Source organism: Nonomuraea jiangxiensis, assembly GCF_900099965.1.
In the GTDB taxonomy this organism is placed as follows: domain Bacteria; phylum Actinomycetota; class Actinomycetes; order Streptosporangiales; family Streptosporangiaceae; genus Nonomuraea; species Nonomuraea jiangxiensis.
Window position 1 is genome coordinate 14,101 of sequence record NZ_FNDJ01000044.1, and the last position, 15,718, is coordinate 29,818.

Annotated in this window: 13 protein-coding genes; 6 read left to right on the forward strand and 7 right to left on the reverse strand. The window is 70.6% G+C overall.

Annotation, left to right across the window (positions count from 1 at the left end):
* Window positions 1–129 precede the first annotated feature (129 nt).
* Both BLS95_RS50305 and gabT read right to left on the reverse strand, forming a co-directional pair.
* Entirely contained in the window at window positions 130–363 is a 234-nt protein-coding gene (locus BLS95_RS50305; RefSeq protein WP_245765766.1) for a hypothetical protein, read from the reverse strand.
* Between the two features lie 178 nt (window positions 364–541).
* Window positions 542–1,870: a 4-aminobutyrate--2-oxoglutarate transaminase gene (gabT, locus tag BLS95_RS50310; RefSeq protein WP_090946747.1), complete on the reverse strand. Its 1,329-nt coding sequence runs from the start codon at window positions 1,868–1,870 to the stop codon at window positions 542–544.
* A 245-nt stretch (window positions 1,871–2,115) separates the two neighbouring features.
* Between gabT and BLS95_RS50315 the strand changes: the two genes are divergently transcribed.
* On the forward strand, window positions 2,116–3,867 hold the full coding sequence (locus tag BLS95_RS50315) for a PucR family transcriptional regulator (RefSeq protein ID WP_425434803.1): 1,752 nt from the start codon (window positions 2,116–2,118) through the stop codon (window positions 3,865–3,867).
* A 24-nt stretch (window positions 3,868–3,891) separates the two neighbouring features.
* Here the strand turns inward: BLS95_RS50315 and BLS95_RS50320 are convergent, their stop codons facing one another.
* Complete coding sequence (locus tag BLS95_RS50320) at window positions 3,892–4,518, reverse strand: TetR/AcrR family transcriptional regulator (protein ID WP_090946748.1); 627 nt, start codon at window positions 4,516–4,518, stop codon at window positions 3,892–3,894.
* A gap of 292 nt (window positions 4,519–4,810) precedes the next feature.
* On the opposite strand from BLS95_RS50320, the gene BLS95_RS50325 reads away from it, so the two are divergent.
* Window positions 4,811–6,238, forward strand: a complete 1,428-nt coding sequence (locus tag BLS95_RS50325; protein WP_090946749.1) for an aldehyde dehydrogenase family protein — start codon at window positions 4,811–4,813, stop codon at window positions 6,236–6,238.
* Window positions 6,239–6,289: 51 nt separating this feature from the next.
* Here BLS95_RS50325 and BLS95_RS50330 read toward each other — a convergent pair whose 3' ends face one another.
* Window positions 6,290–7,345: a trypsin-like serine peptidase gene (locus BLS95_RS50330; protein WP_245765767.1), complete on the reverse strand. Its 1,056-nt coding sequence runs from the start codon at window positions 7,343–7,345 to the stop codon at window positions 6,290–6,292.
* A 55-nt stretch (window positions 7,346–7,400) separates the two neighbouring features.
* A complete protein-coding gene (locus tag BLS95_RS50335; protein ID WP_090946750.1) occupies window positions 7,401–8,387 on the reverse strand; it encodes a trypsin-like serine peptidase in 987 nt (328 codons plus the stop codon).
* A 199-nt stretch (window positions 8,388–8,586) separates the two neighbouring features.
* Here BLS95_RS50335 and dxr point away from each other — a divergent pair, with 199 nt between their 5' ends.
* From dxr to BLS95_RS50355, 4 genes are all read left to right on the forward strand, one after another.
* Window positions 8,587–9,777 carry a 1-deoxy-D-xylulose-5-phosphate reductoisomerase gene (gene dxr, locus BLS95_RS50340; protein ID WP_245765768.1) on the forward strand — a complete coding sequence of 397 codons (1,191 nt, stop codon included), beginning with the start codon at window positions 8,587–8,589 and terminating at the stop codon, window positions 9,775–9,777.
* A 39-nt stretch (window positions 9,778–9,816) separates the two neighbouring features.
* The gene (ispG, locus tag BLS95_RS50345) at window positions 9,817–10,980 is read left to right on the forward strand and encodes a flavodoxin-dependent (E)-4-hydroxy-3-methylbut-2-enyl-diphosphate synthase (protein ID WP_090946752.1); all 1,164 of its coding nucleotides are present in this window, start codon (window positions 9,817–9,819) and stop codon (window positions 10,978–10,980) included.
* 271 nt (window positions 10,981–11,251) lie between these two features.
* On the forward strand, window positions 11,252–12,697 hold the full coding sequence (locus tag BLS95_RS50350) for an AAA family ATPase (RefSeq protein WP_245765769.1): 1,446 nt from the start codon (window positions 11,252–11,254) through the stop codon (window positions 12,695–12,697).
* The gene (locus BLS95_RS50355) at window positions 12,694–13,395 is read left to right on the forward strand and encodes a hypothetical protein (RefSeq protein WP_176993842.1); all 702 of its coding nucleotides are present in this window, start codon (window positions 12,694–12,696) and stop codon (window positions 13,393–13,395) included. Before BLS95_RS50350 ends, BLS95_RS50355 begins: the two co-directional genes overlap by 4 nt.
* An 8-nt stretch (window positions 13,396–13,403) precedes the next feature.
* On the opposite strand, the gene BLS95_RS56485 is transcribed toward BLS95_RS50355, so the two are convergent.
* Window positions 13,404–13,598: a hypothetical protein gene (locus BLS95_RS56485; RefSeq protein WP_090946753.1), complete on the reverse strand. Its 195-nt coding sequence runs from the start codon at window positions 13,596–13,598 to the stop codon at window positions 13,404–13,406.
* A 5-nt stretch (window positions 13,599–13,603) separates the two neighbouring features.
* Entirely contained in the window at window positions 13,604–15,676 is a 2,073-nt protein-coding gene (locus BLS95_RS50365; protein WP_090946754.1) for a hypothetical protein, read from the reverse strand.
* Window positions 15,677–15,718 lie beyond the last annotated feature (42 nt).

Consider the following 15,718-nt stretch of genomic DNA (forward strand, 5'->3'; position numbering starts at 1 on the left):
GGCGCCGCAGTCCCAGACCTGACCGTGCCGCGGTCGCGCCCATCCCCCGCTGAGCGCGACCCGCAGAGACGCCCCGGGCCTTCCCCCCGTCCCGGGGCGTCTCGCTTGCCGCCGGGCGGGGGTGGGTCTCTAGCGGGTCGGGAAGGCCACCACCGTGGCCAGCGGGGCGGGTTGGAGTGCCTCGGCGCAGTCGCCGCAGGCGAGGACCGGCGAGTCGTCGGGCAGCCGCCCGACGCGCACGCGCGGTCGTGGCCATCTCTTCTGGCAGACGACACAGGCGTCGCCGTCGAGCTGGGCCCAGGTCAGGCCCTCAGGGTCGAACGTCAACATGCTCCGCGCCGATCTGGTCGGACCCCAGTTCATCACGCTCCCAGCAGCCATCGCCCATCCGTACGTCGGAACCGTTATAACCCTGACTGAGGCTGTGATCCGCTAGCTCAACGTCAAGTCAGAGTGAATTCTCTTCCCTGGTGACGGTAGTTACACCAACAAAATCGGGCATCCAGCCGCAAGCCGGATGCCCGATCTAGTGGGGTTTGTGTTAGAGGGCGGCGATCGCCTTCTCCAGGATGCCGAGACCCTCCTCCAGCAGGTGCTCGGGGATGACCAGGGGCGGCAGGAAACGCAGCACGTTGCCGTACGTGCCCGCTGTCAGCACCAGCAGCCCCTCCGCGTGGCAGCGCCTGACGATCTCCTGGAGGGCGGCCGGGTTCGGCTCCTTGGTGCCCGGCTCGACCAGCTCGATCGCGATCATCGCGCCCCGGCCGCGCACGTCGCCGATCACGCCGAAGCGCTCCTGCAGCGCCCTGAGGCGGGGGAGCATGATGTCGCCGATGCGCCGGGCCCTGGCGACCAGATCCTCCTCCTCGATGGTCTCCAGCACGCCGAGCGCCGCCTCGCAGGCCAGCGGGTTGCCGCCGAACGTGCCGCCGAGGCCGCCGACGTGCACCTCGTCCATGAGTTCGGCGCGCCCGGTCACGGCGGCCAGCGGCAGGCCGCCGGCGATGCCCTTGGCGGTGGTGATGATGTCCGGCACCACACCCTCGTCCTCGCACGCGAACAACGTGCCGGTACGCGCGAAGCCGGTCTGCACCTCGTCGGCCACGAACACGATCCCGTTGGCCCGGCAGAACTCGGCGATCCGCGGCAGGAACCCCCTGGCCGGCACGATGAACCCGCCCTCGCCCGCGATCGGCTCGAGCACCACGGCGGCCACGTTCTCGGCCCCGAGCTGCTTGGAGATCATGTCGATGGCCTGCGCGGCTGCCTCCTCCGCGCAGTTGTCCGGCCCGCCCGGCCACCGGAACGGGTAGGCCAGCGGCGCCCGGTACACCTCCGGCGCGAACGGGCCGAACCTGTGCTTGTACGGCATGTTCTTGGCCGTCAGCGTCATCGTGAGCAGTGTGCGGCCGTGGTAGCCGTGCTCGAACACCACGACGGCCTGCCGGCCGGTGGCGTGCCGGGCGATCTTGACCGCGTTCTCGACGGCCTCGGCGCCCGAGTTCACCAGGAACGTACGCTTCTCGTGGTCGCCCGGGGTCAGCTCGTTGAGCTTCTCGCACACCCGGACGTAGGACTCGTACGGGGTGATCATAAAACAGGTGTGGGTGAAGTCGGCGACCTGCTTCTGGACGCGTTCGACGACCTTGGGGGCGGCGTTGCCCACGTTCGTGACGGCGATGCCGGAGCCGAAGTCGATGAGGGAGTTCCCGTCGGCGTCCTGCACCACGCCGCCGCCCGCGCGGGTGACGAAGACCGGCAGGGTGACGCCGATGCCGGGCGGGACGGCGGCCTGCTTGCGGGCCAGCAGCTCCTGCGACTTGGGGCCTGGGATCGCGGTCACGACGCGCCGCTCCTGGGGAATGCTCATGGCTCCGACGCTACGGCGGGCTCCGAACTGCGCCGATACGTCGATATGTCACACTGGGTAGGGTCGCCTTCGCCAGAATGGACAAAAATCGCATGCCGCCTTCGCTGCAGACCGTAGCGCGCCGCATGGGCCTGCGGCCGCTGGCCGGGACGTCGGCTGGGACGTCGGACGGGACGTCGGCCGGGACGTCGGCCGGGACGTCGGGCGGGACGTCGGGCGGGACGTCGGGCGGGACGTCGGTTGGGCTGTCCGCTCGGGCTTCGGCGGGGGCATCGGGCGGGGGTGCGCTGGACGCCGTGGTGCGGTGGGTGGCGGTCAGTGAGCTGGCGGATCCGACGCCGTTCCTGGAGGGTGACGAGCTGCTGCTGACCACCGGCATGCGGATGGAAGGCGACTTGTCACAATATGTCGCCCGCCTGGTGGCGCGCGGCGTGGCCGGGCTCGGCTTCGGCGTCGGCGTCTCGCACGAGGAGGTGCCCGCCGCGCTGATCGCCGCCGCCGACGCGGCCGGGCTGCCGCTGCTGGAGGTGCCGCGGGAGACGCCGTTCATCGCCATCGGCAAGACGGTGAGCGAACTGCTGGCCGCCGAGCAGTACGAGGAGATCAGCCGGGCCTTCGCCGCCCAGGGCCGCCTGACGCGGGCGGCGCTGCGGCCGGAGGGCATGCACGCGGTCATCGACCGGCTGGCCAAGGAGGTCGGCGGCTGGGCGGCGCTGCTGGACGAGACCGGCGCGCCCCGCCACGCGACCCGCGACGCGAGGACGGAGGCGGTGACAGCCGAACTCACCCGCCTGCGCACCAGCCGCCACCCCGACACCCCGGGCAAGGGTCCCTCGCACACGGGCCGCCAACCCGACGCCCCTGGCAAGGGTCTCTCCCACACCGGTCATCACCCCGACGTCCCGGACGACGTGCGGGACGGGCGTCTTCCCGAGTCCGTGGGCGGCGAGCGGTTCCCGGACGTCGGAGAGCCTCGGTGGGACGACGGTCGCGGGGTCCTTGACGGGCGGTTGCCCGCGAGTCTGGCGCTGTCGGGGCCCGGTGAGCACATCGTCGTGCAGCCGTTGGGCGGCGGGGTGCGGCCGCGCGGCTTCTTCGCCGTCGGGGCCAGGCACGCCTTCTCGCCCGTCACCCACACCGTGATCAACGCCGCCGGTTCGCTGCTCACGCTGGCCGTGGAGCAGGGCGGCGCCCAGCGGGCAGCGGAGCTGCGCGTTCACGCCGCCGTGCTGGAGCTGCTGCTGGCCGGGGCGGAGGAGCAGGCGCGCGCCGTGCTGGAGCCGCTCGGGGACAGGTTGCCCGAAGAGCCGTTCGTGGTGCTCGCGGTCCCGGCCGAGGCAGCCGAGGCCCTCGCGGCGCACGCGTTCACAGCACCGCTCGGTCCCGGGCTGTCGGCCAGGCCCGGGCTGTCGGCCGGGCACGGGTCGTCGGTGGGTCCCGGGGCTTCGGTCGGCTCCGGGGGTTCGGTCGGCTCCGGGCTCCCCGTCGGCACGGGGCCGAGGGCCGTGGCGCTGGTGGCGGAGCGGGGGGCGGAGAGGGTCGCGCGGGTCGTAGAGGGGCCGGTGGGGATCAGTCTGCCGTCGGGCTGGGCCGGGCTGCGGGCGGCGATCGACCAGGCGGGGCGGGCGCTGGAGGCGGCCGGGCGGGCCCACCCCCCGGGCGCCACGTCAGGCGGTGCCGCCGGGGTGGTGCGGTTCGGGGAGCTGGCCGGTCAAGGGCTGCTCGGGCTGCTGGACCCGGACGCCGCCCGGGCGTTCTCGGCCGCGCTGCTGGCCCCGCTCACCCGCTACGGCTCCCGCGCCGACCTGGTCGAGTCGCTCCACGCGTACCTGGAGAGCAACGGGCACTGGGACGCGGCGGCGCAGCGGCTCGGTGTGCACCGGCACACCCTGCGCTACCGCATGCGACGCGTCGCCGAGCTGCTGCGCCGCGACCTGGACGATCCGGGGGTGCGCGCCGAGCTGTGGCTGGCGCTGGAGGCCGCCCGCCGCCGCTAGCCGTGCGCGTGTGGCGGGCCGGGCTCAGTCCTGCTTGTCCGCCAGGTAGCAGCGGATGGTGGCCGTCGTGACCGCTTCGTACGTGCGGTCGTCGCGCAGGTGCCCCGCGCGTTCCAGGCTGATCGCCCCCTGGGCCGCCGCCCAGAGCGCGTCCGCGATCTTGCGGGGCTGGGTGGGGGCCAGGTAACCGGCCGAGATGCAGTCGGCGATCACCCGGTCGAGGATGTTGAGGGCGGCGCGGGCCAGGGTCCTGGCACGTTCGCTGGGTTCGAAGCCGGGGATCGCCCGTTCGAACATCAGGCTGTAGTAGCCGGGCTCGGACAGGCACGCCTGCCGGTAGGCGGGACCGAGCGCCGTCAGGTGCTCCAGGGGATTGCGCCGTTGCGGCACCGATTCTAGAAACCGGCGGAAGCGTTCGAAACCCTCCAGATAAAGCGCCTCCGCCAGGCCCTCACGATTGCCGAACATCGTATAGATGACGGTCGTCGTGCACCCGGCCTCGGCGGCGATCCTGCGCATGGTCAGGCTGTCGGCTCCGTCCGACTCGAGCAGGTTGACCGCCACGTCGAGGAGTTTGGAGCGAAGCTCGTCATGGCTGGCTCGCTCACCCAGGAGGTAGGCGCCCTGCAGTCCCAACGGCGCCGAGGTCATGAGACCTCCCTGCTGGCCAAGGATCTATGCGTCCTTGTGACCTCACGTCGTTCGGTCACGGGGCCCACGCCTTTCTCAGATCGGGGGCCCACCGCGCTGGAGACCCGCACCCGATGACTTAGCCAGGGCGGAGATCCCTCAAACCACTCCGCATGGTAAACATCCCGAATTAGGTCTACTTCCGTTACATCGTGGGTATACACCAGAGCTTGTACTTAACGGTGAGTCCTGGTGTGAGTGTTGTGCACTGTGGTGTGATTCCCCGACCTTCGGCTTGGCATAACGTCTGGGTATGGACGTGCGTACCTTCTGGCTGGCCGGCCGCCCAGCGACCGGGGAATCCGAGCTCACAGTCACCAACCCCCATGACGGCCGCGAGGTCGGGCGGCACTCCGTGCCCACTGACGCCCAGGTCGCCGAGGCCGTCGCCGCCGCCCACGCGGTGGCCGCGGAGGCGGCGGCGCTGCCCGTGCACGTGCGCGCCGAGGCGCTGGCCCACATCTCGCGCCGCATCGCCGAGCGGTCCGAGGAGATCGCCCAGCTCATCACGGCCGAGAACGGCAAACCGATCTTCTGGGCGCGCGGCGAGACCGGCCGGGCCGTCGCCACGTTCCGGTTCGCCGCCGAGGAGGCCCGCCGCTGGTCGGGCGAGGTGCAGCGGCTCGACACCGAACCCGCCGCGGCCGGGCGGCTGGCATACGTGACGCGGGTCCCGTACGGGCCCGTGCTGGCGATCACGCCGTTCAACTTCCCTCTGAACCTGGTCGCACACAAGGTCGCCCCGGCCATCGCCGTCGGCGCGCCCGTCATCGTCAAGCCCGCCCCGGCCACGCCGCTGTCCTCGTTGCTGCTCGGCGAGCTGGTGGCCGAGACCGACCTGCCCGCGGGCATGTTCTCGGTCCTGCCGGTGGAGAACGAGCGCGCCTCCGTGCTGGTCCAGGACCCCCGGCTGCCGGTGGTGTCGTTCACCGGCTCGGCGCCCGTCGGCTACGCCATCGCCGACCAGGTGCCGCGCAAGCACGTGACGCTGGAGCTGGGCGGCAACGCGGCGGCGGTCGTGCTGGCCGACGCCGACCTCGACTGGGCGGCCCAGCGCATCGCGCTCTACTCCAACTACCAGGCCGGGCAGAGCTGCATCGCCGTGCAGCGGGTGATCGTCGAGCAGCCGGTCTACGACGCCTTCGTCGAGCGCCTGCTGCCGGCCGTCCGCGGCCTCGTCACGGGCGACCCGGCCGACGAGAAGACCCAGGTGGGACCGCTGGTCTCGGAGGCCGCCGCGGAGCGGGTCGAGCGGTGGGTGCAGGAGGCGGTCGACGCCGGCGCCCGCCTCCTCGTGGGCGGCACCCGCGAGGGCACCACCTTCGCCCCGACGGTGCTGGCCGGCGTTCCGCACGCGGCCAAGGTGGCCTGCGAGGAGGTCTTCGGCCCCGTCATGATCCTGCAGCCGGTGGCCTCGATCGACGAGGCCTACGCGGCGGTCAACGACTCCAAGTACGGCCTGCAGGCCGGGGTGTTCACCCGCTCGCTCGACGCGGCCTTCCGGGCGAACCGGGAGCTGAACGTGGGTGGCGTGATCATCGGTGACGTGCCGTCGTACCGGGCCGACCAGATGCCGTACGGCGGGGTGAAGGACTCGGGGATCGGGCGCGAGGGCCTGCACTCGGCCATGGCGGACTACACGTACGAGAAGGTCATGGTGGTGACGGGGCTGTCGCTCTGACCTTTCCCGGCGACCACTCAGGTCGGCGGGCCATGAGTGGTCGCCGGGGACCTACGCACGTTCCGCGCTGGCCAGCAGGGCCTTGGCGGCGTCGCCGAAGTACGGGCCGTACATCGTGCGGCCGTCGTCGCTGTACTTGAAGCTGCTCAGCGACGTGATCGTGCCCCTGCCGGTGGCGGGGTCGAACTTGGTCATCCACGGGCCGCCGCTCGATCCCGCGGTCATGTCGCAGCCCAGGCCCTGGTCACGGGTCTGCCCGTAGGGGTCGTCCTTCAGCCGCCCGGCGCAGTAGACCAGGTGGCTCCCGTCGTACGGCGGGTCGGCGGGGTAGCCGAAGCCGAACGCTTGCCCGCCCCGCGGCGCGTTGAACGCGATCTGCTGCGTGCCCACCGCGTCGGCCACGTGCCTGCCGCCGGACGTGGCCAGCGCCACCATGCCCACGTCGTAGTTGTCGTCCCCGCTGCGCGACCACGGCCCGGCGACGAACATGCGGCGGGCGACGTAGTGTCCGTAGGGCCGTGCGCCGTCGGCTCCGTAACCGGGGACGAACGTCCAGTTGGCGGCCCACTCCCCGGCGCCGTCCTTGACGCAGTGCCCGGCGGTGAGCACGACGTCCCGGTTGGCGCTTTTGATCGTGCTCGCCGAGCAGACGAAGTCGGCACCCGCCACCGTCATGAACACCCGCCCCGTGGTCCTGGCCACCAGCCCGCCCGTCATCCAGCGGGAGCCGACGGTGTTCATCTCCGGTTTGGCCGCCGCCTGGTGCCGCGGCACGACGGGGCCGAGTCCGCTGCCGAGTCCGCTGCCGATTCCGCGCCCGGCGTCGGGGTGCCGGCCGAGGAGACCCCCCAGGAGGCCGCCTTCGCCGGTCACGGTCTCCAGCAGACTGATCGGCAGGGCCGCGGCCATGCGCCGGGGGGTCCAGTAGTCGAGCACGCGCCGCAACTCGGCGGTGCCGCCGGCGACCACGTGCTCGACGATCTCGGTGCCCACGGATGGTGCGGTAGGGGCGTCCTGCTGCGGTACGGGCGTCGCGCCGGCGAGGGCGGGACCCATCAGCCCCGCCAGGAGCGAGGCGGCCGCGAGCAGGGGGGTGCTCAAGGTCATGGCCCCCGAGTGTGCACCACGAGATGTGTTCTTGTGACTACTTTCGGTAAATTCCTCAGAGTGCGTTGGTGCTCTGAGCGGCTTGGTAGACGGACTGGACCTCGTTTCCGAAATATGGGCCGAACATCCAGTCGGGGGTGGAATTGTACTTGAAGCTGTTGACGGAGTTCTGGGTGCCGAGGCCGGTCGACGCGTTGAAATTCAGCAGCCACGGACCGCCGCTCGAACCACCGGTCATGTCGCACGTAAGGCCGTGGTCGTCGGTCAGCAGGTGATCGTCGAACGTCCGGCCGTTGCAGTAGACCAGCTTCGAACCGTCGTACGGGGCCACGGCCGGATAGCCGAAGGCGTACATCTGCTGTCTGCGCCGCTGGTTGAAGGCCACGCCCTGGCCGCCCACGACGTCGACCAGCGTCCTGCCCTCCAGCGGCGCCACCACGGCGGCGGCGACGTCGAAGTTGGCGTCCTCGCTCGCGTTCCACTGCCGCGTGGTCAGCAGCCGGGTGGCGGGCCAGGTGCCGAACGGGCGCCGGCCGGCGGCATAACCCGGGACGAAGACCCAGTTCGTGTGGAAGGCGCCGTTCAGCCGCACGCAGTGGCCGGCGGTCAGCACCACGCTCTTGTTCGCGCTGGTGACCGCCGTGCCGGAGCAGGAGGCGTTCCTGCCCTGCGTGGTGAAGAAGATCCGCCCGGTGGTCCGCGTGACGGCGCCGCCGCCGGTCCACGCCGCGCCGGAGCTCCTGGCCGCCCACGGTTCGAGGCCGCCGCCGCGGGCGCCGGTGGGCGGCGCCGTGAAGGGGGTGCCCTGGGAGGGCTTCGCCACCCCGTCGGGGGCGGGCGCGTCCAGCGGCTGGGCCGCCTCCATCCGCCGCTCGGTCCAGTACGTCGTGACCTGCCGCCGTTCGGCCGCCGAATCCGCGGCCGCGTGCTGCACTGGCTTCGGCCGCCCGGCCGCCTCGGCCCGCGCCCCGCCCGCGGCGAACAGGGTGACGCTCGCCGTGGCGAGGGTGAGGAGGGGGAGCAGGGCTGATCTGCGGTGCATTACGTACCTCCCAAAAACCGGGACCCGGGGGTTGGAAGGTAGCGGCGGTAAGATACGGATTTCTCAGGCTTTGCGCATTCGGATATGGGGATATTCCGGCATAAATTGACTCTGTTATCTGGTGTCACATAAGCAAAGTGATTTTGAGATGTCCGATGCCGCGTGCCCGAGTACACCCGCCAGCGGGGACAATGGACAGGTGCATGCAGAGATCCTCCGCTCCGTCGTCGTCCTCGGCTCCACCGGCTCGATCGGCACCCAGGCCCTCGACGTCATCGCCGCCAACCGCGACGGCTTCCGGGTCGCCGGGCTCGTGGCCGGCGGCGGCAAGGTGGAGTTGCTGGCCAGGCAGGCGGCCGAGTTCGGGGTCGAGGTCGTGGCGGTGGCCGACGCCGCCGCCGTGCCCGCGCTGAGAGAGGCGCTGGCCGCGCACGGCGCCCGGCCGAGGGTGCTGGGGGGTCCTGAAGGAGTCGCCGAGGTGGCCGGGTGGCCGTGCGACACGGTGCTCAACGGCATCACCGGCGCGCTCGGGCTGACCTCCACGCTGGTCGCGCTCGAAGCCGGCCGCACCCTCGCGCTGGCCAACAAGGAGTCCCTGATCATCGGCGGGCCGCTGGTCAAGCGGCTGGCCAAGCCCGGCCAGATCCTGCCGGTCGACTCCGAGCACTCGGCGCTGCAGCAGTGCCTGTGGGCCTCGGGGCCCGAGGACTACGACCCCGCGAGCGTCAAGCGGCTGGTGGTCACCGCGAGCGGCGGGCCGTTCCGGGGGATGAAGCGCGAGGAGATGGCCGACGTCACGCCCGAGATGGCGCTGGCGCACCCCACCTGGTCGATGGGTCCCACGATCACGATCAACTCTGCCACCCTGGTCAACAAGGGGCTGGAGGTGATCGAGGCGCATCTGCTGTTCGAGCTGGGGTTCGACCGGATCGAGGTGGTCGTGCACCCGCAGTCGGTCATCCACTCCATGGTCGAATACGTCGACGGCTCCACCGTCGCCCAGGCGAGCCCGCCCGACATGCGCCTGCCGATCGCACTGGCGCTCGGCCACCCGCACCGCATCCCTGGCGCCGCACGGGCCATAGACTGGACCACCGCGCACACGTGGACGTTCGAGCCACTCGACGACGCGGCGTTCCCGTCGGTCGCGCTGGCCCGGCACGTGGGCGGCGCGGGCGGCACCGCGCCCGCCGTCTACAACGCCGCCAACGAGGCGTGTCTCGACGCGTTCATGCGGGGTGAGCTGCCGTTCCTGGGGATCGTCGACACGGTGGCCAAGGTCGTGGAGGACCACGCCGTCACCCCGGCCTCGTCCGTCGAGGAAGTGCTGGCGGCCGACGCCTGGGCACGTGCCCGTGCGGCGGAGCTCACAGCCGGACCCCGCCACTGACTACCTAAACTGGAAAGCGTCGTCACAGTAAGGGTTGAAATGTCTTCTGTAAGTCTCGGCATCCCGACGGTACGCACGAAGCCGCTCGCCGAACGCCGCCACTCCCGTCAGATCATGGTCGGCAACGTGCCCGTCGGAGGGGACGCCCCGGTCTCGGTTCAGTCCATGACGACCACGGTGACCGCCGACATCAACGCCACGTTGCAGCAGATCGCGGAGCTGACGGCGTCCGGGTGCCAGATCGTGCGGGTGGCGGTGCCGTCGCAGGACGACGCCGACGCGTTGCCGATCATCGCCAAGAAGTCCCAGATCCCGGTCATCGCCGACATCCATTTCCAGCCGAAGTACGTGTTCGCGGCCATCGAGGCGGGCTGCGCGGCGGTGCGGGTGAACCCCGGAAACATCAAGAAATTTGACGACAAAGTGGGGGAAATCGCCCGGGCGGCGGCCGACTCCGGGGTGCCCATCCGCATCGGCGTCAACGCGGGCTCCCTCGACCCCCGCCTGCTGCAGAAATACGGCAAGGCCACGCCCGAGGCCCTCGTCGAGTCGGCGTTGTGGGAGTGCTCGCTGTTCGAGGAGCACGGGTTCCGGGACATCAAGATCTCGGTCAAGCACAACGACCCGGTCGTCATGATCAACGCTTACCGGCTGCTCGCCGCCAAGTGCGACTACCCGCTGCACCTGGGCGTCACCGAGGCCGGGCCCGCCTTCCAGGGCACGATCAAGTCCTCGGTGGCCTTCGGCGCCCTGCTGGCCGAGGGCATCGGCGACACGATCCGCGTCTCCCTCTCCGCCCCGCCGGTGGAGGAGGTCAAGGTCGGCACGCAGATCCTGGAGTCCCTCGGGCTGCGCGAGCGCGGCCTGGAGATCGTCTCCTGCCCGTCCTGCGGCCGGGCCCAGGTGGACGTCTACACCCTGGCCGACCAGGTCCAGGCCGGTCTGGAGGGCATGAAGGTCCCGCTCCGGGTGGCCGTCATGGGCTGCGTCGTCAACGGCCCCGGCGAGGCTCGGGAAGCGGACCTCGGCGTGGCCTCCGGCAACGGCAAGGGCCAGATCTTCGTCAAGGGCGAGGTCATCAAGACGGTGCCGGAGTCGCAGATCGTGGAGACGCTGATCGAGGAGGCCATGCGACTGGCCGAGGAGATGGGCGTCGAGATCGACCTGGACGACGACTCCGCCCCTCAGGTCGTGGTCGGCTGACAAATCCTGGCCCGGACCCGGTGCCCTGACGCGTCGTCGCCGTCATACCCGACCTCCCCGGTGCTCGCGGCGACGACAGCCACCCCCGGCCCGCGCTCGGCCCCGAACGGACAGCGGAGACCGAGCAGACGGCGATGGTCATCACGGTGGTGGTGTGGGATATCTCCACGATGAACGTGGCGGTGCTGCTGCTGGGGTGCCGGATCGCGTTGGTGGCCAGTTCGGCGACGATGAGCTCGGCGTCGTCCTGACAGGAGGAGTCGGTCAGGAGATGGCGGGCGAAGTGGCGAGCGTGGGGGATCTGGGCGGGGGCGCCCGGGAAGGCGCGGCCCGCCTGACCGACCGGCTCACCCAGGCCCGAGCCCGGCTGGAACCCTGGGCGGGCAACGCTCCCGTCCGCCCTCTGGACGAGATCCTTCGAGCCCGTGGCTTGGGTGAGCGCTGCAACGTGGACGGCGGGCGCGCGCGTAGCCTTGTTGCCGCTGGAGTCGGCGAAGGCATGCGAACCATGGAGTGGGTGAGCAGGGTGGCGGATCATCGGTTGTCCTCACTGGAGGTGGAGAACTTCCGCAGCCTGCGGCAGGTCACCTTGCCACTCGGGCCGGTGAACGTGCTCGTGGGGCCGAACGGTGCGGGCAAGACGAATGTGCTGGAAGTTTTCCGGTTCCTGGCCGACATCGTGCACACGGATCTTGTCCCGGCCCTGGACCAACGTGGTGGATTCGAGCGTCTCGTCTTCCACGGCGGCGCCGTACCGGCTGAATACTTGCGGATCGGGATAAGGGGAGCCTGGTCGCAGCCCGAGGGCGGGCAGGACGAGTACGACCTGCGGATCACAGGGCTCCCTCTTGCCAGGGAGGAGACCTTCCGGTCCAGGACGCGGACGATCACGGTCCTGGGCCGGTCAGCCACCAGCCGGATCTTGTACTCGTCCGGTCCCGCAGATCTTTCAGGCGGGTCCGGAGATGTTGACGAGATCGGGATTCAACCGAGCAGCAGCGGGCTGTCGACGCTGCCGAGGCTGAGTGACGAGAAGTTCGGCCCGGTCACGGCTCAGGTCGCGGGGCTCATCCGCGGCTTCCGGATCTTCGACGTGGACGTTCGCGCGGCGGCGCGGCCCACTCCGGCGCCGCTCAGAAGCGGCGAGGGCATCGCGAATGACGCCTCCAACCTCTCGACCTTCCTCCTCTGGCTGAGCGCGAACGAGCCGGACGTGTGGCAGCGGTTGCAGGCCGACGCGGTTGAGGTACTGCCCCAACTGGAGGCCATCGAGTTCGACCACGTCAGGCTGGCCGGCCAGCCCACCGTGCTCGGGATGCTGCGGGAGCGGGGGCTACGCGAGCCCACGCCCCTGTCGGACGCCTCCTATGGGACCACGCGGCTGTTGGGACTGCTCGCCATGCTGCACGACCCGCACCCGCCCGCGTTGACCTGCGTGGAGGAAATCGATCACGGGCTTCACCCGCAGGCGTTGGAACTGCTGGTCGAGCGGGTGCGCGAAGCGGGGGAGAAGACGCAGTTCGTCATCGCCACCCACTCGCCGTCGCTGGCCGATCGGCTCAAACCGGAGGAGCTCATCGTGTGCGAGCGCCGCGATGACGGCTCGTCGCTGATTCCGGCGATCTCCAGGAGCATGGTCGAGAACATAGTCCGTGCCAGCGAAGGGCTTCCGCTCGGGGAACTCTGGTTCTCGGGAGCGTTGGGTGGTGATCTGTGAGCCGTCGCGGCGGCACTCGTGTCAAGGCGACACGGAAGCCGATCGTCGTTCTCGCCGGTGAGGACCGCAACGACCGGCGCAGCATGCGGGTACTGCTGGAGCAGTGGTGCCCGGACATGCGCGGCCGAATCGTCGAGATCAACGACAAGCCCACGCTTCACGCGGCGAGCAGCGGCACCCTGGCTGCCCGGGCTGAGACGCTGGCGAGCAAGATACGCGCGCGGGCCGTACTGGAAGAGGCGGAGGTCGCCTGCGTGTTCGTGCACGAGGATCTCGACGGCGTGGACAGCGACCGGCATCCGGTGATCCAGGAGCGGGTCGAGAAGGCTCTGGCGGCGGCCATGCGGACGGGAACGGCCCATTACGTTCTGGCCGTTGCCGAGATCGAGGCTTGGTTGCTGCTCTTTCCCGAGGCCTTGAGCGCGTTCGCCGCGTCGTGGTCGGTTCCCGCCAAGTTTCGAGGCAAGGACACCGGCCGGGTCGTGGATCCCAAGAAGGTGCTCAAGACAGAGGTGTCAGCCGGACGCTATCGGGAGTCCGACGCGCCGCTCATCCTGGAGAAGGCGGCCGACCTGGGGTTGGTCGTTCGCCCGGTGGGCCACAACCGGTCGTACGCCCTGTTCCGCAGCGGTGCGGTCGAATGCTGCGCGAATCACCTGGCGGGGGGAGCGGCCAAGGCCCGGCGCCGTCCCTCCTGAAGGCTTGTTCAGCGGTTCTTGGGGGGTTGGCGGTAGGTGGTGACCTTGTCGCCTGGGGCTGGGTAGGCCATGAGGAGGAGGCGTTGGGTGCCGAGGGGCTCGCCCTTCCAGGGGAACCAGGCGTAGTGGACGCGGATGCGGTAGTGGCCTTTGCGGCCGTTGAGTGACAGGTCGGGGAGGCTGGTGCCGCTGAGGTCGTCCATGAAGATTATCTGGCCGGTGGGGCTGTCATAGCCGACCTCGACCACGTGGTCCCAGCCCTTGACCTCGACCGGCGGGCGGCGCGTGTACGTCTCCAGCGTGACGCAGACGTGCCAGTCGGGATGGATGCCCACCCACACGTGACGGGTGTCCACGTTGACCAGGCTGTCGTTCTCCTTGATCGGCTTGTCCACGGTGCCGTCGTCCGTCGGCTTGTACAGCTCCAGCCCCGCCTCGGGCCACTCCGGCTCCTTGAGCCTGGTCGCCCGGGCGGGCTTGATGAGCGGACGGTGGCGCGGGGTGGCGTCGCACTTGCGCCGTTCCTCCGCGTCGACTCCGCGAATTCGCGGTCCTGCGCTGCCTGCCTGGCTTTGACGGCCGTGTCGGCGGACGGGCAGATCCCGGCGAGTGCTCCTTCGAGTTGGTTGATGCTCACCTTCTCCAGGGCCTCCACCTTGGCCACCTCGGCCGGGTCCTTGCGGGTGTAGACGCCGCACAGGCGGCGGCCGTGGGCCAGCAGCACATGGTCGGGGGTGGTGGCGGCGAGCTGGAGCGCCTGTTGTTCGCGTACCGCGCAGATGAAGGCGCGCGGGCCCGTCGGCGGCGGGGGCGGCTCCGGCAGCATGTACGGGTCCGGCGGCGTGCAGTCCGCGGCCGTGGTGACCGGGCCGGACGAATGGTCGGCGGCCGGCAGGAAGCACAGCACCACGGACGTGCCGAGCGCCGTCACCAGGACGTGCCGCCGCATGCGGGCGGTGGGCGGGGCGGCGTACAGGAAGAACAGGACGAGGGCGGAGGCGGCGAGGGCCGCGCTGTACCAGAGAGGGGAGAGGCCGAAGATCAGCCGGCCGTTCTGGTCCTGGGGGAACAGCCCCTGGTAGAGGCCGAGCCGCTGCTCGGCCCACTCGGGGATGGTCAGCCAGTCAGGTGCGGGCTCTGCGGTGACCGTGGAGACGAGCCCCAGCACGGCGGTGAGGGACAACGCCAGCATCGTGGCGCGCAGCAGCCGTCTGGTCCGGTGTATGACCGCGACCAGCACCAGTACGGCGGGCGCGCCGACCCCGACCAGCACGTCCGCCAGCATCCACAGCGGGTCCATCAACTCGCCCGCACTCTGGCGGAGGAAGCTCTCGATGGCGCCTCTGGGCCCGATCCATACCGGCATGCCGTTCGCCAGGTTGACGGCGGCGGGGATCAGGGGGAGCGCCACGGCGACGGCGGCGAGCGGCCACGGTCGCCGCGCCGCCGGCGGTGAGGGAACCCTCGCGGTGGGGCCGGGGAGCGGCCCGCCCAGGTCGTGGGCGGAGCGGGCCATCCACACCAGGGCGAAGACAGACAGAGCGCTCAGCAACGAACGCGCCAGCTCGGTGTAGTTGAGCCCGCCGCCGAACGTGACGTAGCCATACGAACCCGGTAACAAGAACGACCACAACAGCGCCACCACGCCCAGCCCCACGGTGGCTCGGCTCCAGCGAGGGTCCCTGGCCTGCCCGACCAGGACCGGCACCAGCCACAGGAGGTGGACGACCTCGCGCAGCGGCAGGCTGCCGAAGAGGTTCGTCGGGGTCAGCTCGAAAGCGAAGCTCGCCATGGTGACCGCTTCGAGAACGACGTCCAGCAGGCCGGCAACGAGCGCGACCAGCCGTACCCATCGGGGCAGGACCCCGGCCAGAACCAGGAAGAACAGCCAGACGATGGCGGCCTGGAGCAGATAGGCGGGTAGCTCGGACAACCACCAGAACGGGATGCCCGGGATCGGGTACAGCACCACCAAGGCAACGGTGAGATACAGGGCCGCGCGCAGTAGCCTGACCCGCCTGCTCCGGTCGGCCGGCTCGCCCACCTGCCGCCCGCGCAACGCCTGCCAGAAGGCCCAGCCCTGCACGGCGGCGACCGCGACCACGAGCAGCTCCACCCACCACACGTAGGGGAGCAGCTCCTCCTCGAAGTCGCCGAAGACGAGGCTGCGCAGCAGTGTGGGGTCGCCGGTGACCAGCGCGAGGACGCCGAACGCGACGGCCACGACCACGTAAGCGGCCGCGAGCAGTGCGGCGATCCTGCCGAAGCGATAACGGCGCAAGAAAGATCCTCGGGAATGAGCCGACCAGGGCTTGGAACGAAG